19 protein-coding genes and 1 riboswitch are annotated in these 18,843 nt (G+C 42.3%); of the genes, 5 read left to right on the top strand and 14 right to left on the bottom strand.

Annotated elements, in window-relative coordinates; all coding sequences use genetic code 11:
- Nucleotides 1-19: 19 nt before the first annotated feature.
- The 3 genes from PGW42_RS12710 to ribD all read right to left on the bottom strand — a co-directional run bounded on the left by PGW42_RS12710 (nt 20) and on the right by ribD (nt 3,086).
- Nucleotides 20-1,240 (bottom strand): bifunctional 3,4-dihydroxy-2-butanone-4-phosphate synthase/GTP cyclohydrolase II, encoded by a 1,221-nt coding sequence (locus PGW42_RS12710; RefSeq protein WP_270203779.1) that lies wholly within the window; start codon nt 1,238-1,240, stop codon nt 20-22.
- 85 nt (nt 1,241-1,325) lie between these two features.
- Nucleotides 1,326-1,973 carry a riboflavin synthase gene (ribE, locus tag PGW42_RS12705; protein WP_270203778.1) on the bottom strand — a complete coding sequence of 216 codons (648 nt, stop codon included), beginning with the start codon at nt 1,971-1,973 and terminating at the stop codon, nt 1,326-1,328.
- Nucleotides 1,974-3,086 (bottom strand): bifunctional diaminohydroxyphosphoribosylaminopyrimidine deaminase/5-amino-6-(5-phosphoribosylamino)uracil reductase RibD, encoded by a 1,113-nt coding sequence (ribD, locus tag PGW42_RS12700; protein ID WP_270203777.1) that lies wholly within the window; start codon nt 3,084-3,086, stop codon nt 1,974-1,976.
- A gap of 331 nt (nt 3,087-3,417) precedes the next feature.
- Nucleotides 3,418-3,532, bottom strand: a riboswitch (FMN riboswitch).
- A gap of 178 nt (nt 3,533-3,710) precedes the next feature.
- Between ribD and PGW42_RS12695 the strand changes: the two genes are divergently transcribed.
- Both PGW42_RS12695 and PGW42_RS12690 read left to right on the top strand, forming a co-directional pair.
- Nucleotides 3,711-4,985: an MATE family efflux transporter gene (locus tag PGW42_RS12695; RefSeq protein ID WP_270203776.1), complete on the top strand. Its 1,275-nt coding sequence runs from the start codon at nt 3,711-3,713 to the stop codon at nt 4,983-4,985.
- Nucleotides 4,986-5,077: 92 nt separating this feature from the next.
- A complete protein-coding gene (locus PGW42_RS12690) occupies nt 5,078-5,701 on the top strand; it encodes a flavin reductase (RefSeq protein WP_270203775.1) in 624 nt (207 codons plus the stop codon).
- A 100-nt stretch (nt 5,702-5,801) separates the two neighbouring features.
- Here PGW42_RS12690 and PGW42_RS12685 read toward each other — a convergent pair whose 3' ends face one another.
- Nucleotides 5,802-6,980, bottom strand: a complete 1,179-nt coding sequence (locus PGW42_RS12685; protein WP_270203774.1) for an iron-containing alcohol dehydrogenase — start codon at nt 6,978-6,980, stop codon at nt 5,802-5,804.
- Nucleotides 6,981-7,154: 174 nt separating this feature from the next.
- On the bottom strand, nt 7,155-8,036 hold the full coding sequence (locus PGW42_RS12680) for a LysR family transcriptional regulator (protein ID WP_118198530.1): 882 nt from the start codon (nt 8,034-8,036) through the stop codon (nt 7,155-7,157).
- A 143-nt stretch (nt 8,037-8,179) separates the two neighbouring features.
- Here PGW42_RS12680 and sdaAB point away from each other — a divergent pair, with 143 nt between their 5' ends.
- The gene (gene sdaAB, locus PGW42_RS12675) at nt 8,180-8,848 is read left to right on the top strand and encodes an L-serine ammonia-lyase, iron-sulfur-dependent subunit beta (protein ID WP_008374350.1); all 669 of its coding nucleotides are present in this window, start codon (nt 8,180-8,182) and stop codon (nt 8,846-8,848) included.
- Between the two features lie 20 nt (nt 8,849-8,868).
- Nucleotides 8,869-9,738, top strand: a complete 870-nt coding sequence (gene sdaAA / locus PGW42_RS12670) for an L-serine ammonia-lyase, iron-sulfur-dependent, subunit alpha (RefSeq protein ID WP_008374349.1) — start codon at nt 8,869-8,871, stop codon at nt 9,736-9,738.
- A 221-nt stretch (nt 9,739-9,959) separates the two neighbouring features.
- Here the strand turns inward: sdaAA and PGW42_RS12665 are convergent, their stop codons facing one another.
- A complete protein-coding gene (locus PGW42_RS12665; protein ID WP_270203773.1) occupies nt 9,960-11,684 on the bottom strand; it encodes an ABC transporter ATP-binding protein in 1,725 nt (574 codons plus the stop codon).
- A gap of 229 nt (nt 11,685-11,913) precedes the next feature.
- On the opposite strand from PGW42_RS12665, the gene PGW42_RS12660 reads away from it, so the two are divergent.
- A complete protein-coding gene (locus PGW42_RS12660; protein ID WP_055249234.1) occupies nt 11,914-12,942 on the top strand; it encodes a YeiH family protein in 1,029 nt (342 codons plus the stop codon).
- A 154-nt stretch (nt 12,943-13,096) separates the two neighbouring features.
- Here PGW42_RS12660 and PGW42_RS12655 read toward each other — a convergent pair whose 3' ends face one another.
- The 8 genes from PGW42_RS12655 to PGW42_RS12620 all read right to left on the bottom strand — a co-directional run bounded on the left by PGW42_RS12655 (nt 13,097) and on the right by PGW42_RS12620 (nt 18,480).
- Complete coding sequence (locus PGW42_RS12655; protein ID WP_270203772.1) at nt 13,097-14,032, bottom strand: nucleotidyl transferase AbiEii/AbiGii toxin family protein; 936 nt, start codon at nt 14,030-14,032, stop codon at nt 13,097-13,099.
- Nucleotides 13,990-14,574 (bottom strand): type IV toxin-antitoxin system AbiEi family antitoxin domain-containing protein, encoded by a 585-nt coding sequence (locus PGW42_RS12650; protein WP_270203771.1) that lies wholly within the window; start codon nt 14,572-14,574, stop codon nt 13,990-13,992. The genes PGW42_RS12655 and PGW42_RS12650 overlap by 43 nt, the downstream gene beginning before the upstream one ends.
- A 313-nt stretch (nt 14,575-14,887) precedes the next feature.
- Complete coding sequence (locus PGW42_RS12645; protein WP_270203770.1) at nt 14,888-15,274, bottom strand: hypothetical protein; 387 nt, start codon at nt 15,272-15,274, stop codon at nt 14,888-14,890.
- Nucleotides 15,271-15,489, bottom strand: coding sequence for a nucleotide exchange factor GrpE (gene grpE, locus PGW42_RS12640; RefSeq protein ID WP_270203769.1), 219 nt, complete (start codon nt 15,487-15,489; stop codon nt 15,271-15,273). The genes PGW42_RS12645 and grpE overlap by 4 nt, the downstream gene beginning before the upstream one ends.
- 178 nt (nt 15,490-15,667) lie before the next feature.
- A complete protein-coding gene (locus tag PGW42_RS12635) occupies nt 15,668-16,129 on the bottom strand; it encodes an Hsp20/alpha crystallin family protein (RefSeq protein ID WP_008374342.1) in 462 nt (153 codons plus the stop codon).
- Nucleotides 16,130-16,234: 105 nt separating this feature from the next.
- Nucleotides 16,235-16,660 carry an Hsp20/alpha crystallin family protein gene (locus PGW42_RS12630; RefSeq protein WP_008374340.1) on the bottom strand — a complete coding sequence of 142 codons (426 nt, stop codon included), beginning with the start codon at nt 16,658-16,660 and terminating at the stop codon, nt 16,235-16,237.
- A 303-nt stretch (nt 16,661-16,963) separates the two neighbouring features.
- Entirely contained in the window at nt 16,964-18,181 is a 1,218-nt protein-coding gene (locus PGW42_RS12625) for a site-specific integrase (RefSeq protein WP_270203768.1), read from the bottom strand.
- 104 nt (nt 18,182-18,285) lie between these two features.
- Nucleotides 18,286-18,480, bottom strand: coding sequence for a hypothetical protein (locus PGW42_RS12620; RefSeq protein ID WP_117961094.1), 195 nt, complete (start codon nt 18,478-18,480; stop codon nt 18,286-18,288).
- Nucleotides 18,481-18,843: the final 363 nt, after the last annotated feature.

The following is an 18,843-nucleotide window of genomic DNA, read 5'->3' as shown; positions in this document are numbered from 1 at the left end:
AATACTGTTTATTCTCTTTTTACTGAAATTTGATTTCTTTAAAGATATGTCCCATCTTTTCCTGCTTTGTCTTCATATAAAATGCATCAAATTTCTGCGGTGCTATTTCAATCGGTACTCTCTCATGGATTGCAAGCCCGAAACCGGAAAGTCCATATACCTTCTCCGGATTATTTGTAAGAAGCCGGAGTGATTTTACTCCCAGATCCGATAAAATCTGAGCCCCTACCCAGTATTCCCTAAGATCCGGCGCAAATCCCAGACGGATGTTGGCTTCCACGGTATCGTATCCCTGTTCCTGAAGTTCATACGCTTTCAGCTTGTTGATCAGACCGATTCCCCTTCCCTCCTGTCGCATATACAGAAGAACTCCTCTTCCTTCTCTCTCGATCTGCTGCATCGCCGACTGCAGCTGCTTTCCACAATCGCAGCGGAGAGATCCGAAAGTATCGCCGGTCAGGCACTCGGAATGTACACGGCACAGAACATCTTCCCCATCGCCAATCTCACCTTTCACCAATGCCACATGATGTTCACCGGTGATGTCATTCACATACCCATAAATCTGAAATTCTCCATACTGGGTTGGCATCTTTGCACATGCTTCCCTTACGACATGTTTTTCATGGATCCTGCAGTAATCCTGCAGATCTTTAATCGTAATAAATTTCAGGTCGTACTTCTTCGCCAACTTCCAGAGATTCTCTGTCCGCATCATCGTTCCGTCCTCTTCCATGATCTCACAGCAGATTCCACATTCTTTCAGTCCGGCAAGACGCATCAGATCAACCGTTGCCTCGGTATGACCATTTCTTACCAACACACCTCCATGCCTTGCCACCAGCGGAAATACATGCCCCGGTCTTCGAAGGTCCTGTGGTTTCGTTCCTTCTTCTGTCAGGCTACGCATAGTATATCCGCGCTCTGCTGCTGAAATTCCCGTTGTCGTATCCACATGGTCAACGGATACCGTAAATGCAGTCGAATGGTTATCTGTATTTTCGGAAACCATCTGTGGCAGCCCAAGCTGTCCGGCCAGTGCTGCACTTATCGGTGTGCAGATCAGCCCTTTCGCATGGCATGCCATAAAATTGATATTCTCCTGGGTTGCAAATTCCGCCGCACAGATCATATCCCCTTCATTTTCCCGGTCCGGATCATCCGTTACCAGAACAATCCTTCCCTGGCGTAATTCTTCAAGTGCCTCTTCTACGCTATTGTATTGATACTGTTTCTCCATTTGTTACTTCCTCCTGTCCGATCATAACTCATTTTTATCCTGTTCTTCTGTGTACTCTCCATTTCAATCCCGGAATTTCTTCGCATCAAATTCCATACTCCTCTAATAATTCCATGGTAAGTCCTCCACATTTTCCAGCCGGTTCCGATGGTGTAAGAAACTTTTTAATATACTTCCCTACAATATCATTTTCCAGATTCACTCTGTCCCCAGCTTTTTTCTTCAGCAGCGTGGTTTCCTCTCCGGTATGAGGAATGACTGATACCTGAAAGCTTTTTTCATTTACTTCTGCCACTGTCAGACTGATCCCATCGATACAAATTGAACCTTTTTCTACGATCAGTTCCAGAATCTCCGGTATTGTCCGGATTTTTACCCATACTGCATTTTCTTCCTTTCTGAGTTCTTCAATCATTCCAGTCCCATCAATATGCCCTGCAACGATATGTCCGCCGAATCTGCCATCTGCCGCCATCGCGCGTTCCAGATTCACTTTTTCACCGATCTTTGTGTCACCGAGGTTGGTTCTTCGCACCGTCTCCGCCATCACATCTGCGGTAAATCCATCCTTTTCCAGGGAAACTACCGTCAGGCAGACACCATTTACCGCAATACTGTCTCCGATCCTGGTTCCACCGAGTACTTTTTTTGCCCGGATCGCAATCTTCCCGGATGATCCAGAAAGCCGGAGTGACCGGATGGATCCGGTTTCTTCTACAATTCCTGTAAACATTTACATTTCCTCCAAAACCTTATACTCTGCCAGAATATCTTCTCCAACCTGCGAGATTCTCATAAGCTGTAGCTTTATGGCATCGTCTGTTTTCTCAACTCCAAAGCCTTCCACCGGAGTCTTTCCGCCTCTTCCGCCAAAAATTTTCGGTGCGATAAAGGCTTTCACCTCATTTACGATACCGGATTGCAGGGCATCCTCATTTAAAGTTCCACCGCCTTCAATAAGTACACTGTCAATCCCCATCTCTCCAAGTTTTCTCATCAGAAGCTGCAGATTGATCTCCCCCTTTTCCGAAGGAATTCTGAGAAGCACGACTCCAAGCTTTTCCAGACTGCGTTTTTTCTCTTCTAAAGAAATCGCATTCCCCTTTTCACCGGCATATGCAACGATCGTCCGGTATCTCCCTGCTGTCTGGCAGATCTGACTGTCCAGTGGGATCCTGAGCATACTGTCACAGATAATTCTGACCGGACTTTTCTTTCCCTCCAGACGCACATTCAGCATCGGATCATCTGCCAGAACCGTTCCGATTCCTGCCATGATCGCCATATAGTCATGGCGCATCTCATGTACCAGACTTCTTGCTTCCTCACCGGATATCCATTTTGATGCTCCTGTTTTTGTCGCAATCTTTCCGTCTGCCGTCATTGCGTATTTCATCACCACATAGGGCAGCCCTGTTGTGATATAGTGGAAAAAGACCGGATTTAACGCATCACATTCTTCGCGCAGGAAATCCTCTTCCACCTGGACGCCTGCCTCGCGCAAAATCTTTGCTCCTTTGCCGGACACTTTCGGATTCGGATCTCTCGATCCGATCACAACCCGTGCAATCTTCTGTTCCAGAATCGCTTCCGTACATGGGGGTGTCTTCCCATAATGACAGCACGGCTCCAGCGTCACATAAATTGTTGCTCCCTCGGCGCTTTCTGTCAGGGATGCGATTGCGTTCCGTTCTGCATGAAGCTCACCACATTTTTCGTGATATCCTTCCCCGATAATGCTTCCGTCCTTTACGATCACGGCACCAACCATCGGGTTTGGATTTGTCCATCCACGTCCTTTTTTTGCCAGTTCAATTGCACGGCGCATGTAAAATTCATCTGTCATTTTTTCTCCTTTCTCATCTCTCCCGGAAACGTTCTCCGGTAAATGTACTTTACTGAACGGTTTAGATCTGTCGGATAATTTTCCTGTGAAAATGTTTTTTCCACTTAACCGGAAGTTCCTGTGAAATACGAAAACCCTGACAGCTTTTTCCTGTCAGGGTTTTCTTTTATTGGTTGTATTTCTGTAGATCCTGCCGTATCTGCAGGAGACCTTCTATCCTGAAAACTTTATTTCCCGGTATAGAAAAAACGCTCTGAAACGATTCACGTTCCAGAGCGTTTTACTTTCTTTATTCCTGTAGATATGATAGAGAATCTTTCTATCAGCAACGATTCAACTTCTTCCATCCAGACTTTACTGTCGGCACTGGAATCTCACCAGTTCATGCCTTACGGCTCGCGGACTTTACCGCCGGTGGGGAATTTCGCCCCGCCCTGAAGCATTATTTAGTTTTACAAGGCTTACTATAACACGTTAACGAAGTAATTGCAAGATTATTTTTTCGACAAACCAGTATGTTTATGCTATTCTTGTATGGAGATATCAGAGTCCGCTTATTACCAGGCTGGTACAGATGGTTATTTCATTTAATCTGGCTTTAAGAAAGACGAGGAATTCAAAAACATGTTTCATAAATTTTTAAAATACATTTCCCAGAGTATTTCCGGAATGATCGGTGTCTCCGTCTACATTCTGGCAGATACCTTTTTTATCTCTTACAAATGCGGTGCAGATGGACTTGCTGCCCTGAATCTGATCCTGCCGGTGTTCGGTCTGGTCTTCGCAATCGGTTCGATGATCGGAATCGGCTCCGCCACACGATACAATATCAGCACAGCCAAAGGTTCACCTTCGGACTACTATTTTACCCAGTCCATCTTCTGGTGTCTCATATGCAGCATTCCTTTTATGCTCACCGGAATCTTCATTCCGCATAAAGCACTTGCACTTTTAGGGGCAGATGCCGGGCTCATCCGGCTTGGACGTAATTATATGCGTATCGTCCTGCTCTTTACCCCGTTTTTTATGTCAAACTATACCTTCACGGCATTTGCGAGGAATGACCATGCGACCTCTATCGCCATGATCGGTTCCATTTCCGGAAGCTTCTTTAATATTTTATTTGACTATATTTTCATGTTCCCTTTGAATCTTGGATTTCTGGGGGCTGCACTTGCAACCGCTCTTTCACCGGTTGTGACGATGCTGGTATGTTCGACACATTATCTTGGAAAGAATAACCATGTAGAGTTTCACTGGCGCAAGCCCTCTCTTCGCCGGATCACCGGATGCTGCCAGCTTGGTGTTTCTGCATTTTTTGCTGAAATTTCTTCCGCTGTCATTACGATTATATTTAACATGCTGATTCTGCGCATTGCGGGAAATATCGGGATCGCAGCCTACGGCGTAGTTGCAAATATTTCACTGGTCGCAATGGCGATCCTAAACGGACTTGCCCAGGGTGCACAGCCGCTGATCAGCCAGAGTTATGGAAAGGGTGAACATGATCTAGTCCGTAAATTTCTCAACTGGTCTCTTGCTGCAGCACTTCTGATCGAGCTTGTGATCGTTGTACTGATCTACGGATTTACGGATACCTTTATCAGTATCTTTAACAGCGAACATAATCTCCAGCTGCTTGCTTACGCCCATACTGGTCTTAGGCTTTATTTCCTGGGCTTTTTAGTCGCCGGTATCAATATTGTGCTGGTTGCCTATTTTTCCGCAATCGACCGGGCACGTCCCGCCGTCCTTGGTTCTGTTATGCGCGGCATTATCGCAATTGCTTTCTGTGCGATTCTGTTCTCACAGATTCTGGGGCTGAATGGAATCTGGCTTTCCTTCTTAGGATCAGAAATCATCACATTTTTTGTGATTCTGATTTTCCGGAAATCTTGATTTTATAATTGACAATTTTTCTTTTATCATGTATTCTTTAATTATAGTAATGATTCTTATTATCAAGTTTTGAAAGTCAGGAGGAATGTTATATGGATAAAAAAGCACTTTACAATTTATCTTATGGAGTATTTATGCTTGCAACACGCTCTGGGAATGTAGTAAACGGATGTATTACCAACACCTGCATCCAGGTTGCGAATAATCCGGTACGGATCGCAATCTCTGTGCTGAATAGCAACTATACCTGTGATCTGATCAAAGAGAGCGGCATTTTTACGTTAAGCCTGCTTGACCAGACCTGCTCTTTTGAAACGATCCGGCATTTCGGTTTCCAGTCCGGCAGAGATGTTGATAAATTCGCAAATATCACTGCACCTGCAGATGAAAATGCAGTTCCTTACCTCGGATGGCAGACATGTTCTGTTCTCAGCGCAAAAGTCGTTTTCAGTCAGGATCTTGGAACACATACTCTTTTTATTGCTGAAGTAACCGATGCGAAACTTTTAAGTGACAATCCTCCTCTGACTTACGCATATTATCAGGCACATGTAAAGCCAAAACCAGAACAGAAAAAAGAGGATAAGAAGATTATCGGATGGCGCTGTAAGATCTGCAATTATGTATACGAAGGAAGCAATCTTCCGGAAGAATTCACCTGCCCGCTCTGTGGACACGGCGCAGATGATTTCGAACCGATTTATGAAAATGCATAGTCTGTTGGAAAATAGACGTTTCAAAAAGAGGGAGTGTATGACTTGAGTTTAAGTCACGCACTCCCTCTTCCAAATTTCCTGTTTTACGATATTTCTTTTTCTAAAATACCATCAGTTTATAAATATTTTCCACATCTTTCTGATCGAGAGTTGCAAATCCTTCCACTGTACCAGTATTTGCATCTCCATAACAGCAGGTATGTGCCAGCTTTTCAATATCTTCTTCTTTGGCTCCAAGCTCTGCAAAATTCTTTGGCATTCCAATCGAAATTAAAAAGTTTCGAAGTGCCTCAATTCCTTCCAGTGCCGTTCTCTTTGGATCTGTAAAATCCATCTGACAGCCCCAGACACGGACTGCAGCCTGTGCAAAACGCATCACATTGTGTTCCAGAGTATAAGTAAATACAGCCGGCATAACAACCGCAAGTCCTGCACCATGCGCGCAGTCATATAATGCAGATAATTCGTGCTCGATGTTATGGCTTGTCCAGTCCTGTGTACGTCCTACTCCGCAGGAATTGTTGTGCGCCATCATACCTGCCCACATGATATTTGCTCTTGCCTGATAATTATCCGGATCTGCAATGACTCTCGGTCCTTCATGGATCATCGTCAGAAGAAGTCCTTCGATCATACGGTCTGTCACCTCTACTTCTTCGGTATTGGTCAGATAACGCTCATACAGATGTGCCATAATATCCGTAATTCCACAAGCTGTCTGATATGCCGGAAGTGTCTGTGTAAGTGCCGGGTTCATGATCGTGAATTTCGGACGGAATGCTTCTCCGGTTGCCCCTCTTTTGAACATTCCTTCTTCTTTTGTAATAACAGAGTCCGGTGATCCTTCACTTCCTGCAGCTGAAATCGTAATAACTGTTCCGATCGGAAGTGCTTCTTCGACAAGCTTTCCTTCATAATAATCCCAAAAATCTCCATCGTATACTGCACCTGCCGCAATCGCCTTTGCGGAATCAATGGTACTTCCACCTCCGACTGCCAGTACAAAGTCTACTTTTTCTTTCCGGCACAGATCAATTCCTTCATATACAAGACCACTTCTCGGATTTGGCTTTACGCCTCCTAATTCTACATAAGAAATTCCTTCCCCGTCCAGAGATTTCTTAACACGCTCCAAAAGTCCGGAACGAATGACAGAACCTCCGCCATAATGGAGCAGTACACGGCTTCCGCCAAAACGTTTTACATACTTTCCGGTATCATTTTCAGTGTCCTTACCAAAAGCAAAATAAGTCGGTGCATAAAATGTGAAATTTTCCATCTTTTATTTCCTTCTTTCTTCTTATGATTTTCTGCTAATTTTTAGTATAAATCCTTTTTTGGGACTTCGCAAGATGACGTAGAAAATATTATGCTCTACATGCTCTTCAGATAAATTTTCGTACTACATCCAAGCCAAAATCAGTATTTTTCTTATCCATAGCCGTATTTTCTCTTAGTTGTCCTCCAGTGCAAACTCTGCAAATTTCTCCATCTCTTTTGTCTTGAACTTATTTTTATGATAGAAAATCTGACGATACATCGTAATTTCTATATCTTTCACATCCAAAAGTGTGAGTTTCTTTTTCTCAATATCATCTTCTACTGCAAAACGTGGCAGGAATGAAACGCCTCCCCCACGCATCAGCATTTTTTTGATAAATGCAGTATCACTGATCTCCAGCATCGGAGAAAGCTCTTTTCTTCTTAACGCCAGCTGACCATCAAGTGCCTGCCTGTAATTGGCATTGCGCTCTGTAAGATAAAAAGACTCTTTCAGCAGATCATCAAGCAATAAATTTCTTTCTTTTGCCAGCCGGTGACTGACTGATGTCACAAACATAACTGGTTCTGCCTTCTCCATCACCTTAATCCAGTTGCTGTCCCATCTTGGTGTATCCAGAATATAGATCATATCCAGTTCATTATGTTCCATCATCTGGATCAGCTTTTCCGGAGAATCTACCGTGATCCGGATAGAAACCCTGGGATACTGTTCCCTGAATTTCCTTATGATCTTTGGAAATTTCACCGTACACAGAGACTCGATCGTCCCAATGTGAAGTGGGTTTTTCAATTCATCCGTATCATTCATGGATGCTTTCGCCTGATGAACATCATAAAGGATCCGGTTGGCATGCTCCAGAAATTCTTCCCCCTGCGGGGTAAGCACCACTTTCTTTCCTGTCCTGTCGAACAGCCTTTTCCCAAGTTCGTTTTCCAGCTGGCGGATCTGAACCGTCACTGCCGACTGCGAATACCCCAGCATCTCTGCCGTTCTGGAAAAGCTCTGCATCTGCGCGATCTGTATAAAAGTCTGTAATTGACGTAATTCCATCTTCTAACTCCATTATGAAAATTTTTCAACATCTTCATAAAATCTATGAATTTGTTTCACTCATAAGTTGATGGTACAATATAACTAATAAGACGTCAATCCTTTTTACGTACGTGAAACAATTATTTTACAGGAGGTTTACTATGTCCTTTATCAGTGTTTTTGATGTCATGGGACCGAATATGATCGGACCATCCAGCTCCCATACTGCTGGAGCTGCCAGAATCGCTCTGCTTGCAAGAAAGCTTCTCACCGGTTCTCTTAAAAAAGTAGAATTTACCCTTTATGGATCTTTTGCCAAAACCTATCACGGCCATGGTACGGACCGTGCTCTTCTCGGCGGTATTATGGGATTTGCCACCGATGACGTGCGCATCCGCGATTCCTTCCAGATCGCGACAGACAACGGAATCGAATATTCTTTCATTCCGAACAACGTAGAAACCGACGTACACCCGAATACCGTCGATATCCTGATGGTAAATGAAGAAGGGCAGGAGATGACGATCCGCGGAGAATCTCTCGGTGGCGGAAAAGCCCGCCTGTGCCGGATCAATGGTGTGGAGGTTGATTTTACCGGAGAATACAGCTCGATCGTCGTCGTCCAGAAAGATGCACCGGGCGTTGTTGCTTACATTACCAAATGCCTCAGTGAGCTTGGAATCAATATCGCATTCATGCGTCTGTTCCGCGAATCCAAAGGAAATACCGCTTATACCATCGTAGAATCCGATGATCTGGTACCGGAAGATATCGCAGATACAATCAGAAGAAACAAAAATGTATACAACGTTATGGTTGTTCAGATGTAATTGGAAGGAGAATACAGATTATGGATTTTAGAAATGCAAAAGAATTATTAAAAGTCTGTCAGGAACAAGGCCTTTCAATTTCTGCTGTGATGCTTCAGAGAGAGCTCACAGAGGGAGAACAGGATCCGGAAGAGACAGACCGCAAAATGGACCGTGTTCTTGAGATCATGAAATCAGCCGCTTCTACTCCGATCCATACCCCGGTCAAATCCATGGGCGGACTGATCGGTGGCGAAGCAAAAAAAATCTCAGATCACAAAGATACCGGAAAAGGTCTTTGCGGAGATCTTCTGGAAAGAGCTGTCATTTACGCGATGGCAACTCTGGAAACCAATGCTTCCATGGGTGTGATCGTAGCTTCCCCGACTGCCGGATCTGCCGGTATCGTTCCGGGACTTCTGCTTGCCCTCCAGGAAACCTATGATCTTTCCGATGAACAGATCAAGCAGGGACTTTATAATGCCAGCGCAATCGGTTATCTTGCTATGCGCAATGCAACTGTCGCCGGAGCAGTCGGTGGATGTCAGGCAGAAGTCGGAATCGCATCTGCAATGGCGGCATCTGCAACCGTTGAACTGATGGGCGGATCCCCGGAACAATCCCTTGCCGCAGCATCCACTGTTCTTATGAATATGCTCGGTCTGGTCTGCGATCCGGTCGGCGGGCTGGTCGAATATCCTTGCCAGAACCGTAATGCTGCCGGTGTGGCAAATGCAACGATCGCTGCAGAGATCGCCCTTTCCGGAGTACGCCAGCTGATTCCATTCGATGAAATGCTGGAAGCGGTGTACACTGTAGGAAAGCGTCTTCCGGCAGAGCTTCGGGAGACAGCTCTCGGCGGATGCGCAACGACACCGTCTGCATGCGCAGCCTGCCATATGTGTGATTAAGCTGTGTAATGTTTTGCAAATATAGACCAGCACACACTGCTTACAATTTTACGATATAAAAAGCTTCTTTTTCAGAAACGGCCCTCCTGTTTTTCTGAAAAGAAGCTTTTTTGTTTACTTATTTTGATTTCCTCACTTACTCATGTTTTTGAGGATTGCGAGAGTGCAAAGCACGTAGCAATCTTGTATCAAAGGTGTCAAAATACCTTTTGACACCAACATCATGACATCTCATAATAATGCGCATAAATTCCACCCTGCTCAAGCAATTCATCATGATTTCCCCGTTCAGCGATTCCATTATTTGCAACCACAAGAATCTCATCCGCATTGCGGATCGTAGAAAGCCGGTGTGCGATCGTGATCGTGGTCCGGTTCTTCGCAAGCTCTTCCAGGCTCTGCTGGATCCAGCGCTCACTCTCATTGTCAAGCGCACTGGTCGCCTCGTCCAAAATCAATATCGGCGGATTCTTAAGAAATACTCTTGCAATCGAAATCCTCTGCTTCTGTCCACCCGACAGACGGGTTCCTCGTTCTCCTACAAAGCTGTCATATCCATCCGGCAGGGACATGATAAATTCATGGATATTTGCCTTCTTCGCCGCATCGATAATTTCTTCCATCGATGCCCCCGGTTTTCCATAAGCAATATTTTCCCTGATCGATCCACAGAACAGATAGACATCCTGCTGTACCAGTCCGATCTGGCTTCTCAGACTTTCCAGTGTCAGCTTTCTTACATCCTGCCCGTCGATCGTGATCACACCTCCGGTCACATCATAAAATCTTGGAAGCAGGGAACAGATCGTCGTCTTTCCACTTCCCGACGGTCCCACAAGGGCAATGGATCTGCCAGCCGGGATCTTAAAAGATACCCGATCCAGTACCGGCGTATCATCATCGCTGTAATGGAAAGAAACATTTTTATATTCCACTTCACCCTTTACATTTTCAAGTGGCTCCGCATCCGGTGCATTTACAATCTCCGGCTCCGTCTCCACAACATCCAGAAAGCGCCGGAAACCGGAAAGACCTTTCTGCATCATCTCGGTAAGCTCCACAAGAATCTGGATCGGGCTGATAAAAATTCCGATGTAAAGCGCATACATGGCAAGATCGGCAGCTTCCATTTTCCCATGTGCGATCAGCCATCCGCCGAACACTAATGTGATCAGATACATCATTCCCTGGAAGAAAAGATTGCCGCTCATAAAGCTTCCCATACAATGATAGTTTGCATCCTTGGATACCAGAAATCCTTCATTGCTTTTCTCGAATTTCTCCCGTTCAATCTTTTCATTTGCAAAAGACTGCACCACACGGATTCCCGCAAGCGTATCCTGCAGACTGGAATTGACATCCCCGATCTTTCTCCGGTTGTCCATAAAAGTCTCCTGCATCTGACGGTTCTGCTTATAAGAAAAGATCAGCATAAATACAACCATCACAAGCAGCGGAATCGCCAGTCTCCAGTTAATAAGAAACAAAAATGTAAACGAACCAACGATTTTAATTACGGATATAAATAAATTCTCCGGTCCATGGTGTGCAAACTCGGAAATATCAAACAGATCCGATACCAGCTTACTCATCATCTGTCCGGAATTATTCTGGTCATAATAAGAAAAAGAAAGTCTCTCATAATGATCAAATAACTTCTGGCGCATATCCCGTTCCATATGTGCCCCCATCATATGACCCTGATAACTGACATAATATTTACAAAATGTCTGTATGATATACATCACAAACAAAGCCAGTCCGATCGGCAGAAGTGCTCCAAGGATCTGTGATGGATCCTCTGTAAATAAAGTCTTTGTCAGTGTTCTTAAAATCTGTGGAAATGCAAGATCCACCAGACTGATGATCGCCGCACAGATCAGATCCAGAAAGAATACTGTCCTGTACGGCGCATAATATTTTACAAATTTTTTCAGTGTATGCATCACTTTCTTTTGTGCAATGTCCGGATTCCCCGTTTTATCACACTTTACCTCCTTATCCCCAAAATCATATATTGTTATTATATCGGGAATCTTTCGTTATTTCCACCTTATTCTCAAATTACTTTGGGAATTTTCCTTCCTTCATCTTTTTATTCTGCTGTTTTTATGCTATGATAGGACAGATTGTTATGAGAGTAACTTATTTATTTCACTTGAAAGGGGTATTTCTATGAATTTTATAACAAAAAGCTGGAAAGGCATCTTACTTTGTCTGGTCATCGCCGTTCCATGCTGGTTCCTCGGACAGACATTTCCAATCATCGGCGGACCGGTATTCGGTATCCTTGCCGGAATGATCATCACTTTATTATTAAAAGACAAATCCATGTTTCAGGACGGTATTACTTTTGTGTCAAAGAAGGTTCTTCAGTACGCTGTAATCCTTCTCGGTTTCGGACTGAATCTCTCCGTGATTCTGGAGACCGGAAAACAGTCACTGCCAATTATCGTAACGACGATTTCAACGTCCCTGATCATTGCATATCTGTTACATAAAGTTATGCATGTACCGGGAAATATTTCCACACTGGTCGGTGTCGGATCTTCCATCTGTGGAGGCTCTGCAATTGCCGCAACAGCACCGGTCATTGATGCGGATGATGAAGAAGTTGCACAGGCAATCTCTGTTATCTTCTTTTTCAACATGCTCGCCGCACTGTTCTTCCCTTCACTTGGTGCACTGCTTGGATTTTCAACCAAAAGCGGGGAAGCCTTCGGTATCTTTGCCGGAACTGCGATCAACGATACCTCTTCCGTAACTGCAGCGGCTTCCACCTGGGATTCGCTCTACGCCCTCGGTTCTGCCACACTGGATAAAGCAGTTACGGTCAAACTTACCCGAACGCTCGCGATCATCCCGATCACACTGGTTCTCGCATTTATCCGGACACGCAGCTCCAAAGCCGAAGGAAAGAAAGTGGAATTTAAAAAGATTTTCCCGATGTTCATCCTCTACTTTGTTCTCGCTTCCGTGATCACAACGATCGCAACTTCAGCCGGCGTATCTGCAGATGTATTTACTCCGCTGAAAACACTCAGCAAGTTCTTCATCGTCCTCGCCATGAGTGCAGTCGGTCTGAATACGAATATCATCAAGCTGATCAAAACCGGCGGTAAACCACTCGCACTTGGTTTCTGCTGTTGGATCGGTATCACGATTGCCAGTCTTTCCATGCAGCATGTGCTTGGAATCTGGTAAATGAAAATCTTTCTCACAGTTTTACAATATCGCAGATACTCTGATTGTGAGATGTGTACTAGCTGATGTGACCGGACTTCTGTATATTCGGTTGAAAAAATATGGATTATAAAAGGAGCAGATTGGTCTGCTCCTATCCAGTAATTTTATGTATTTACATCCAACTTTTTGTTTCTTTATTCCATGTCTGCTCAAAAGAATTTTCATTACGAATTGATTTCACGATTGGGAGTAACAAATCTTTTAGCAGTTGCATGGTTTCTTCAAACTCAACGTTTAGCATTGCTTTTTTCTTCTTGATAAAAGCTCTCCATCTTCCCTGTCTTATCTCATCATCTGTAAAACCGTCCTCAAAAGCTACAATATCATCAAACTCAGTTCCTCGATGGGTAAATGTTTCTATGATTGCTTTTTTTAATTCCATACCATTAAGATCATATCTTTCTGCTAAAACATAAATATCATAGAAATCTTTGTACCTTCCATTAGCAAATCCAAGTGAAACAAAAGCCTCAAATTTTTCTGCTATTACAGAATATATAGAATATGCATATATTTCAGGGACTTCCATATCTAATAATACAGGAAACTCCATCTTCATTCTTTCAGGATATACCACATCACCAAAACCAATATCTATTGATACCGGAATCCTGGTTCTATCCAAGTAACCCATAATAGAAACATGTACACCATGATATTCTTTAAACTCAGTTATATTAATAACTTTCAATGTATTCAAATCAAACCGAAGTGCATCATCACATTCTATAGAAAAAATTTCATGGAAGATTTTCTTCATTTCATCTGCATCATTTTGAATCCGCTGTGCCAAAAGATCAATATCCATTGTGGCACGTGCATACTCTCCCTCAAATAATGCGTACAGGAAAATGCCGCCTTTTAAGGTAAATCTCTCTGCATATTCTGAGATAGATAACCGATATATTGTTCTTTCCAGACCAAATGTAACTAGCTTATCCTGCACAGTCTTTCCATTTTCTATTGCCTGCTTCTTTAATCTATCTTTCACAGATGTTGCATTTGTCATACCAGCACCTCCAGGTATGTTTTCATTGTATCCCCACATTTAAGCATCTCCGCATATCTGATTAGACGATTTAGATTACGGTCACTCCGTTTCAAATAATTTACAAGAACTTCTTTTGTTTCCTCAATCCCGATTTTTTCCTTGTAATAAACAATATCTACTACCGTTTTCTCAATATCATAAATACGAAATCTGTTGTTTCCATCCGCTATTGTCTCAATACCAACATCATGTCGTTCATTCGTGAAATAACATATATTTAGTTCCGGCCAATCGGGAAGCGTTGAAACTTTTGCCTTTCTTTGAATTGCTACATCTATGGCATCTGGGCGATAAGTAGACAAATTATAATACACGGCAGCACTCATCAAACAGACTACTCCATCTGGTACAAATGCATAAGCATAATAGAAATCTGATTCTTCTCCTTCAAAATTTGTGTTTTCATAAAATTTTTTATTCAATTTTATCAGAATTCCCTGATTAACCATCTGATTAATCTTGTAGTGTGAAAAGCCCTTGTCTTTCAACTCTTGAATTGAAAAAAACATCTGGTCATTAGAAATCTGTGCAGTCTTCATCACTTTATCTCACCTCAATCCCAGTATATCCAAATTCGTGATAATTATTTAAATAAAATTTGGCATATTTTTATATTGCCGAATTTTATTTAAATTATAATATTTATTTTTTGCTATGTCAACGGATTTTGAATAATATCATCATCTATATACAGAATTTCTTTTAACTCTTAGCTCGTGAACCTCACATGACTAAAGTCACGTGCTTCTCGGCCGTTTTAAACGGCAAGACTAAATATCGGCGGATACGCCAGTAACTTAGAATTCGTGCGGATACGCACTTTTTCCACACCGGATACGGCTGGTTTCCACATTACAGGTAGTCCGCTGTGTATCTGCCTGTGTTTATCCCGCTTTCTCCATAAGTGGAGCTTTTGTTTCTTTTTCCGGATTTTTTTCTCTGCATTTCCAGATATTCAAACACAATTACATCTGCCTGATATTCTACGGCATACTTCGTGATCTCCGTAGCTATTTTGTGGGACAGTTCCATATTCAGCCTTTTTGCATAATCCCATCGGCTTTGGACCTGTCTGGAGGAATGTTCTCTCTGAAAACGGCGGATTCTACCAAGCACATGATACAAATGGTCTTTATCACTGGGAAAATTTATAAGTTTTCGTCCCAGGATAGTGCCATCTGCACACATGATGCTGCAGACTGCATCCGTATTGATCCCTAAATCAACGCTGCATATCACCTACCGCCAATCGTCTCCCCATCATAACTATCCCATCCCTCGTCCTCACAGATCTCTCTTGAGACAGGCTCTTTTGAAACCACAACTTTTGCCGGCCGGTACAGTTTCTCTCCGAAAAAATACCCTTTCTGCACTTCACTGACAACTCTGTTTTCTTCTACCAGATCAGTCTCTTCTTTTTCTGATGGATATTTCCCCCTTTTTCCACATCTCAAAATACAGATTAAATACTTGTTTTACCTTTTTCTATATATGGTCAACTTTTTCATTATACTATCCAGACTTTCTCAAATTTCCATTTATATAGATGGCAAAAAGGGCAGCATACAAGATTTTGCTCCTGTATGCTGCCCTCATCATATGGTATATTTGAAAGTTTTTAACGTATTGTCATTATCCTTCGATACTGATATATTTCTTCTCTTCTACTGCCGGTTTTACTTCTTTCTTCGGGACAAAGAGTTTCAGGATACCATGCTTAAACTCAGCCTTGATATCTTCTTCCGTGATATCTTCACCTACATAATAACTTCTCTGGCAGGCTCCTGCGTAACGTTCACGACGGATGTACTTACCAGTTTCTTTCTCCTGCTCATCCTGATCCAGTCCTTTGGCAGCGCTGACTGTCAGATATCCGTCATTCAGTTCTGCTGTAACTTCATCTTTCTTGAATCCCGGAAGATCAATCTCCAGTTCATAACCATCTTTTTTCTCTTTGATATCTGTCTTCATCAGATTGCCTGCATGATGTCCATACAGTTTTCTCTGGATCTTACGATCTGCTTTATCATCATAAAATGGAAAATCAAAGAAATCATCAAATAAGTTATCATTAAAAATACTAGGCATTAACATAAGTCGTTCCTCCTTATAAATCTATCTGAATTTAGCTAACTTTCTTTTTAAGCGGCTGCCTCATCTGGCAGCCTTGTAACCGGACGCTTACAATCCGCATTCTGATTATCCCTCAATGGAAATGTATTTCTTCTGTTCTACAGCAGGTTTTGCTGCTTCTTTCGGTACGAACAGTTTCAATGTACCGTCTTCAAATTTGGCTTTGATGTCTTCCTGTTTGACACCGTCGCCTACATAAAAGCTTCTGCTGCAGGATCCACTGTAACGTTCACGGCGGATGTACTTGCCATCTTCAGCTTTTTCATCTTTCTTCGTGTTCGTCTCAGCACTGACTGTCAGATAACCATCTTTCAGTTCTGCTTTTACATCTTCTTTTTTAACTCCAGGCATGTTCATCGTTACTTCATAGCCTTTATCGGTATCTTTTACATCCGTTGTCATAAGTCCGGATTCACTGTAATCATATCCTCCAAATGGTTCTCCAAAGAAATCATCCAATAAGTTCTCTCCAAAAATACTAGGCATTAACATAAGTCATATCTCCTTTCAAAAGACATTTATTAATTTATTTAGCACATTCGGATTTACTCTGAAGTGTTGTTGTCATCTCAAACACCGGTCGGTGGAATCTTTATCATCTCTTTTTGTTCCCCTTCCTTTGTTCTAGTTGTAATATAACACTTGTTATTAGCACTGTCAAGAGGTGAGTGCTAATTTTTTGAGATTTTTTTTGCAAACCTTGATTTTACGAGATTTGCAACCCTTTTTCTTCCTTATAATCATCACTTTTTCTTGGTTTGACACCATTTTGACACCAATTTTTTATTTTTGGTGTCAGCTAATTGCTACGTTTTCCAGCCTTGTGATTTCACTCTCAATTCTGGACATCTCACTTACATGGTTATATATGTCCATTGTTACATCTATGTGGGCGTGTCCCATAATATATTGAAGAACTTTTACGTCTATTCTCTTTTCTGCCATTCTGGTACAAGCCGTATGTCGCATAATGTGAGCAGATACCTTTGGTAACAATTCAGCATTTCTATGTTCAGTTTTTGCAATTTGAACTTCTTTTTTGTTATATGCGTCTACAATATTATATAAGATATTGTTTATTGCACTAGGCATGAGCGGTCTGCCGGACTTTGCCATGAAAATGAATCCTTTATAACCGTCTATCTCAACATCTTTTCCTTTTTGAAGCATAAAGTTTAATTTCTTTTGTTCTTCAAATGCTCTTTGTACATCTGATGTCATAGGGATAGTTCGGATTCCAGAATCCGTCTTTGGCGTGGAAATATGGAATTTATAGCCATCTCCTAAATCTTTATAAATCAACTGATGGTCAATACTTACCGCTTTTGTTCTGACATCTACATCTTCCCAAGTCAATCCAATCAGTTCTCCGCACCTTACACCAGTTCCTAACATGATTCTGAGCATTGGATAGTAGGTGTTGTATACTTGATTATTTTTCACAAATTCCAGCATTTTTTCCTGTTGTAAAACTGTTAAGGCAATACGTTCTTCTGCCTGTCTACCATAATCACTGATAGAAAACTTTGCCGGATTCTTGCGGATAATATCATCATCAACAGCCATTTCCAGTGCCGGACAAATCATATTGTCAATAAATTTTATTGTAGAATATGCATATCCTGCTTTAGAAAGTTTTGAGTAAAATGATTTGATGTGTGATGGTAAAATCTGAACAACCTTGATGTTTCCAATTTCATCTTTGACACGATTCTCCCATGTTTTCAGATAATTTGCTCTAGTAGATTCTTTCAGCTCCCTAGTAGACATATATCTTTCAAACAATTTATTAAGAGTAAGTTTTTTGATTGCTCCATCAGTTAAAATGTTATCTTCCAAGTCTTTTGCAATCTGCTTTTCCTTTTCCCTTAATTCCGGTAAATCCTTTGCATATACTGTCAGACGTTTTCCGCTTCTTATATCTGTATAACGGTAACTGTATCTACCATCTTTACGCCAGCTTTCGCCCTCTCTTAATTTTCTTCCTTTATGGTCTTTTCTGCTATTTGCCATGAGAAACATTCCTTTCTGTAATAGCCTCCTTTTTGTTCTCATGACGTGGTTATGTCTATAAATATTATACCATATATCACAAGAAACATAAATGAAAAAGGGTGCTATTCTTCCAGATATGAGAGGTAATTTTTGACTTTTTCTACCGAATAAAGAACCCTGCGTCCAATTATAATTTTTGCTCCTGCCTGTTCTCCAATCTTTCTTGCAGTAGCATGACCACAAGATAACATTGCAGACAATTTATCTATATTTACCGTTATCGGCTGTGAGATTGGTCTTTCTTTTGTTTTGTTCATCTGTCAGCCCTCCTTTTACCGACCTGTATTATCGTCATTTTCTACACACCAGTAAAAGTATCACTCTCCTTTACCATGTGCTTTTTACAAGCAATCAGACGGCTTCGGCAAGCTCCGCTGGTATCTCAACCATTCCCATTCCTGTGGGCTGAACCGTGTCATACGGGTGTATCATTATCCTGTGTTGCAGGTCATGGCAGAACGACTTTTCCAACGGTCGCTCCCAGATCATTGCATGAATCGCTATCTCCCGATTGGAAAAGTCACGGCGTACAACCTCTGATGGCTCACTGCAAGCACAAACGTATCTGACTGCTTTATTCACTTGTCAAAGAACTGTTAGGCTCTTGTCAGCCTGTATCA

This window comes from Coprococcus sp. TM115-187 (assembly GCF_027679115.1).
Classification (GTDB): Bacteria; Bacillota; Clostridia; order Lachnospirales; family Lachnospiraceae; genus Allocoprococcus; species Allocoprococcus comes.
Note: the sequence above shows the minus strand (reverse complement) of the source record. Positions and strands in the feature narration are given on the sequence as shown.

Coding starts and splice junctions, on each gene's coding strand:
- PGW42_RS12710 (WP_270203779.1), bottom strand. CDS start 1,240: ATGGAGAAACAGTATCAATACAATAGCGTAGAAGAGGCACTTGAAGAA.
- ribE (WP_270203778.1), bottom strand. CDS start 1,973: ATGTTTACAGGAATTGTAGAAGAAACCGGATCCATCCGGTCACTCCGG.
- ribD (WP_270203777.1), bottom strand. CDS start 3,086: ATGACAGATGAATTTTACATGCGCCGTGCAATTGAACTGGCAAAAAAA.
- PGW42_RS12695 (WP_270203776.1), top strand. CDS start 3,711: ATGTTTCATAAATTTTTAAAATACATTTCCCAGAGTATTTCCGGAATG.
- PGW42_RS12690 (WP_270203775.1), top strand. CDS start 5,078: ATGGATAAAAAAGCACTTTACAATTTATCTTATGGAGTATTTATGCTT.
- PGW42_RS12685 (WP_270203774.1), bottom strand. CDS start 6,980: ATGGAAAATTTCACATTTTATGCACCGACTTATTTTGCTTTTGGTAAG.
- PGW42_RS12680 (WP_118198530.1), bottom strand. CDS start 8,036: ATGGAATTACGTCAATTACAGACTTTTATACAGATCGCGCAGATGCAG.
- sdaAB (WP_008374350.1), top strand. CDS start 8,180: ATGTCCTTTATCAGTGTTTTTGATGTCATGGGACCGAATATGATCGGA.
- sdaAA (WP_008374349.1), top strand. CDS start 8,869: ATGGATTTTAGAAATGCAAAAGAATTATTAAAAGTCTGTCAGGAACAA.
- PGW42_RS12665 (WP_270203773.1), bottom strand. CDS start 11,684: ATGCATACACTGAAAAAATTTGTAAAATATTATGCGCCGTACAGGACA.
- PGW42_RS12660 (WP_055249234.1), top strand. CDS start 11,914: ATGAATTTTATAACAAAAAGCTGGAAAGGCATCTTACTTTGTCTGGTC.
- PGW42_RS12655 (WP_270203772.1), bottom strand. CDS start 14,032: ATGTGGGGATACAATGAAAACATACCTGGAGGTGCTGGTATGACAAAT.
- PGW42_RS12650 (WP_270203771.1), bottom strand. CDS start 14,574: ATGAAGACTGCACAGATTTCTAATGACCAGATGTTTTTTTCAATTCAA.
- PGW42_RS12635 (WP_008374342.1), bottom strand. CDS start 16,129: ATGTTAATGCCTAGTATTTTTAATGATAACTTATTTGATGATTTCTTT.
- PGW42_RS12630 (WP_008374340.1), bottom strand. CDS start 16,660: ATGTTAATGCCTAGTATTTTTGGAGAGAACTTATTGGATGATTTCTTT.
- PGW42_RS12625 (WP_270203768.1), bottom strand. CDS start 18,181: ATGGCAAATAGCAGAAAAGACCATAAAGGAAGAAAATTAAGAGAGGGC.
- PGW42_RS12620 (WP_117961094.1), bottom strand. CDS start 18,480: ATGAACAAAACAAAAGAAAGACCAATCTCACAGCCGATAACGGTAAAT.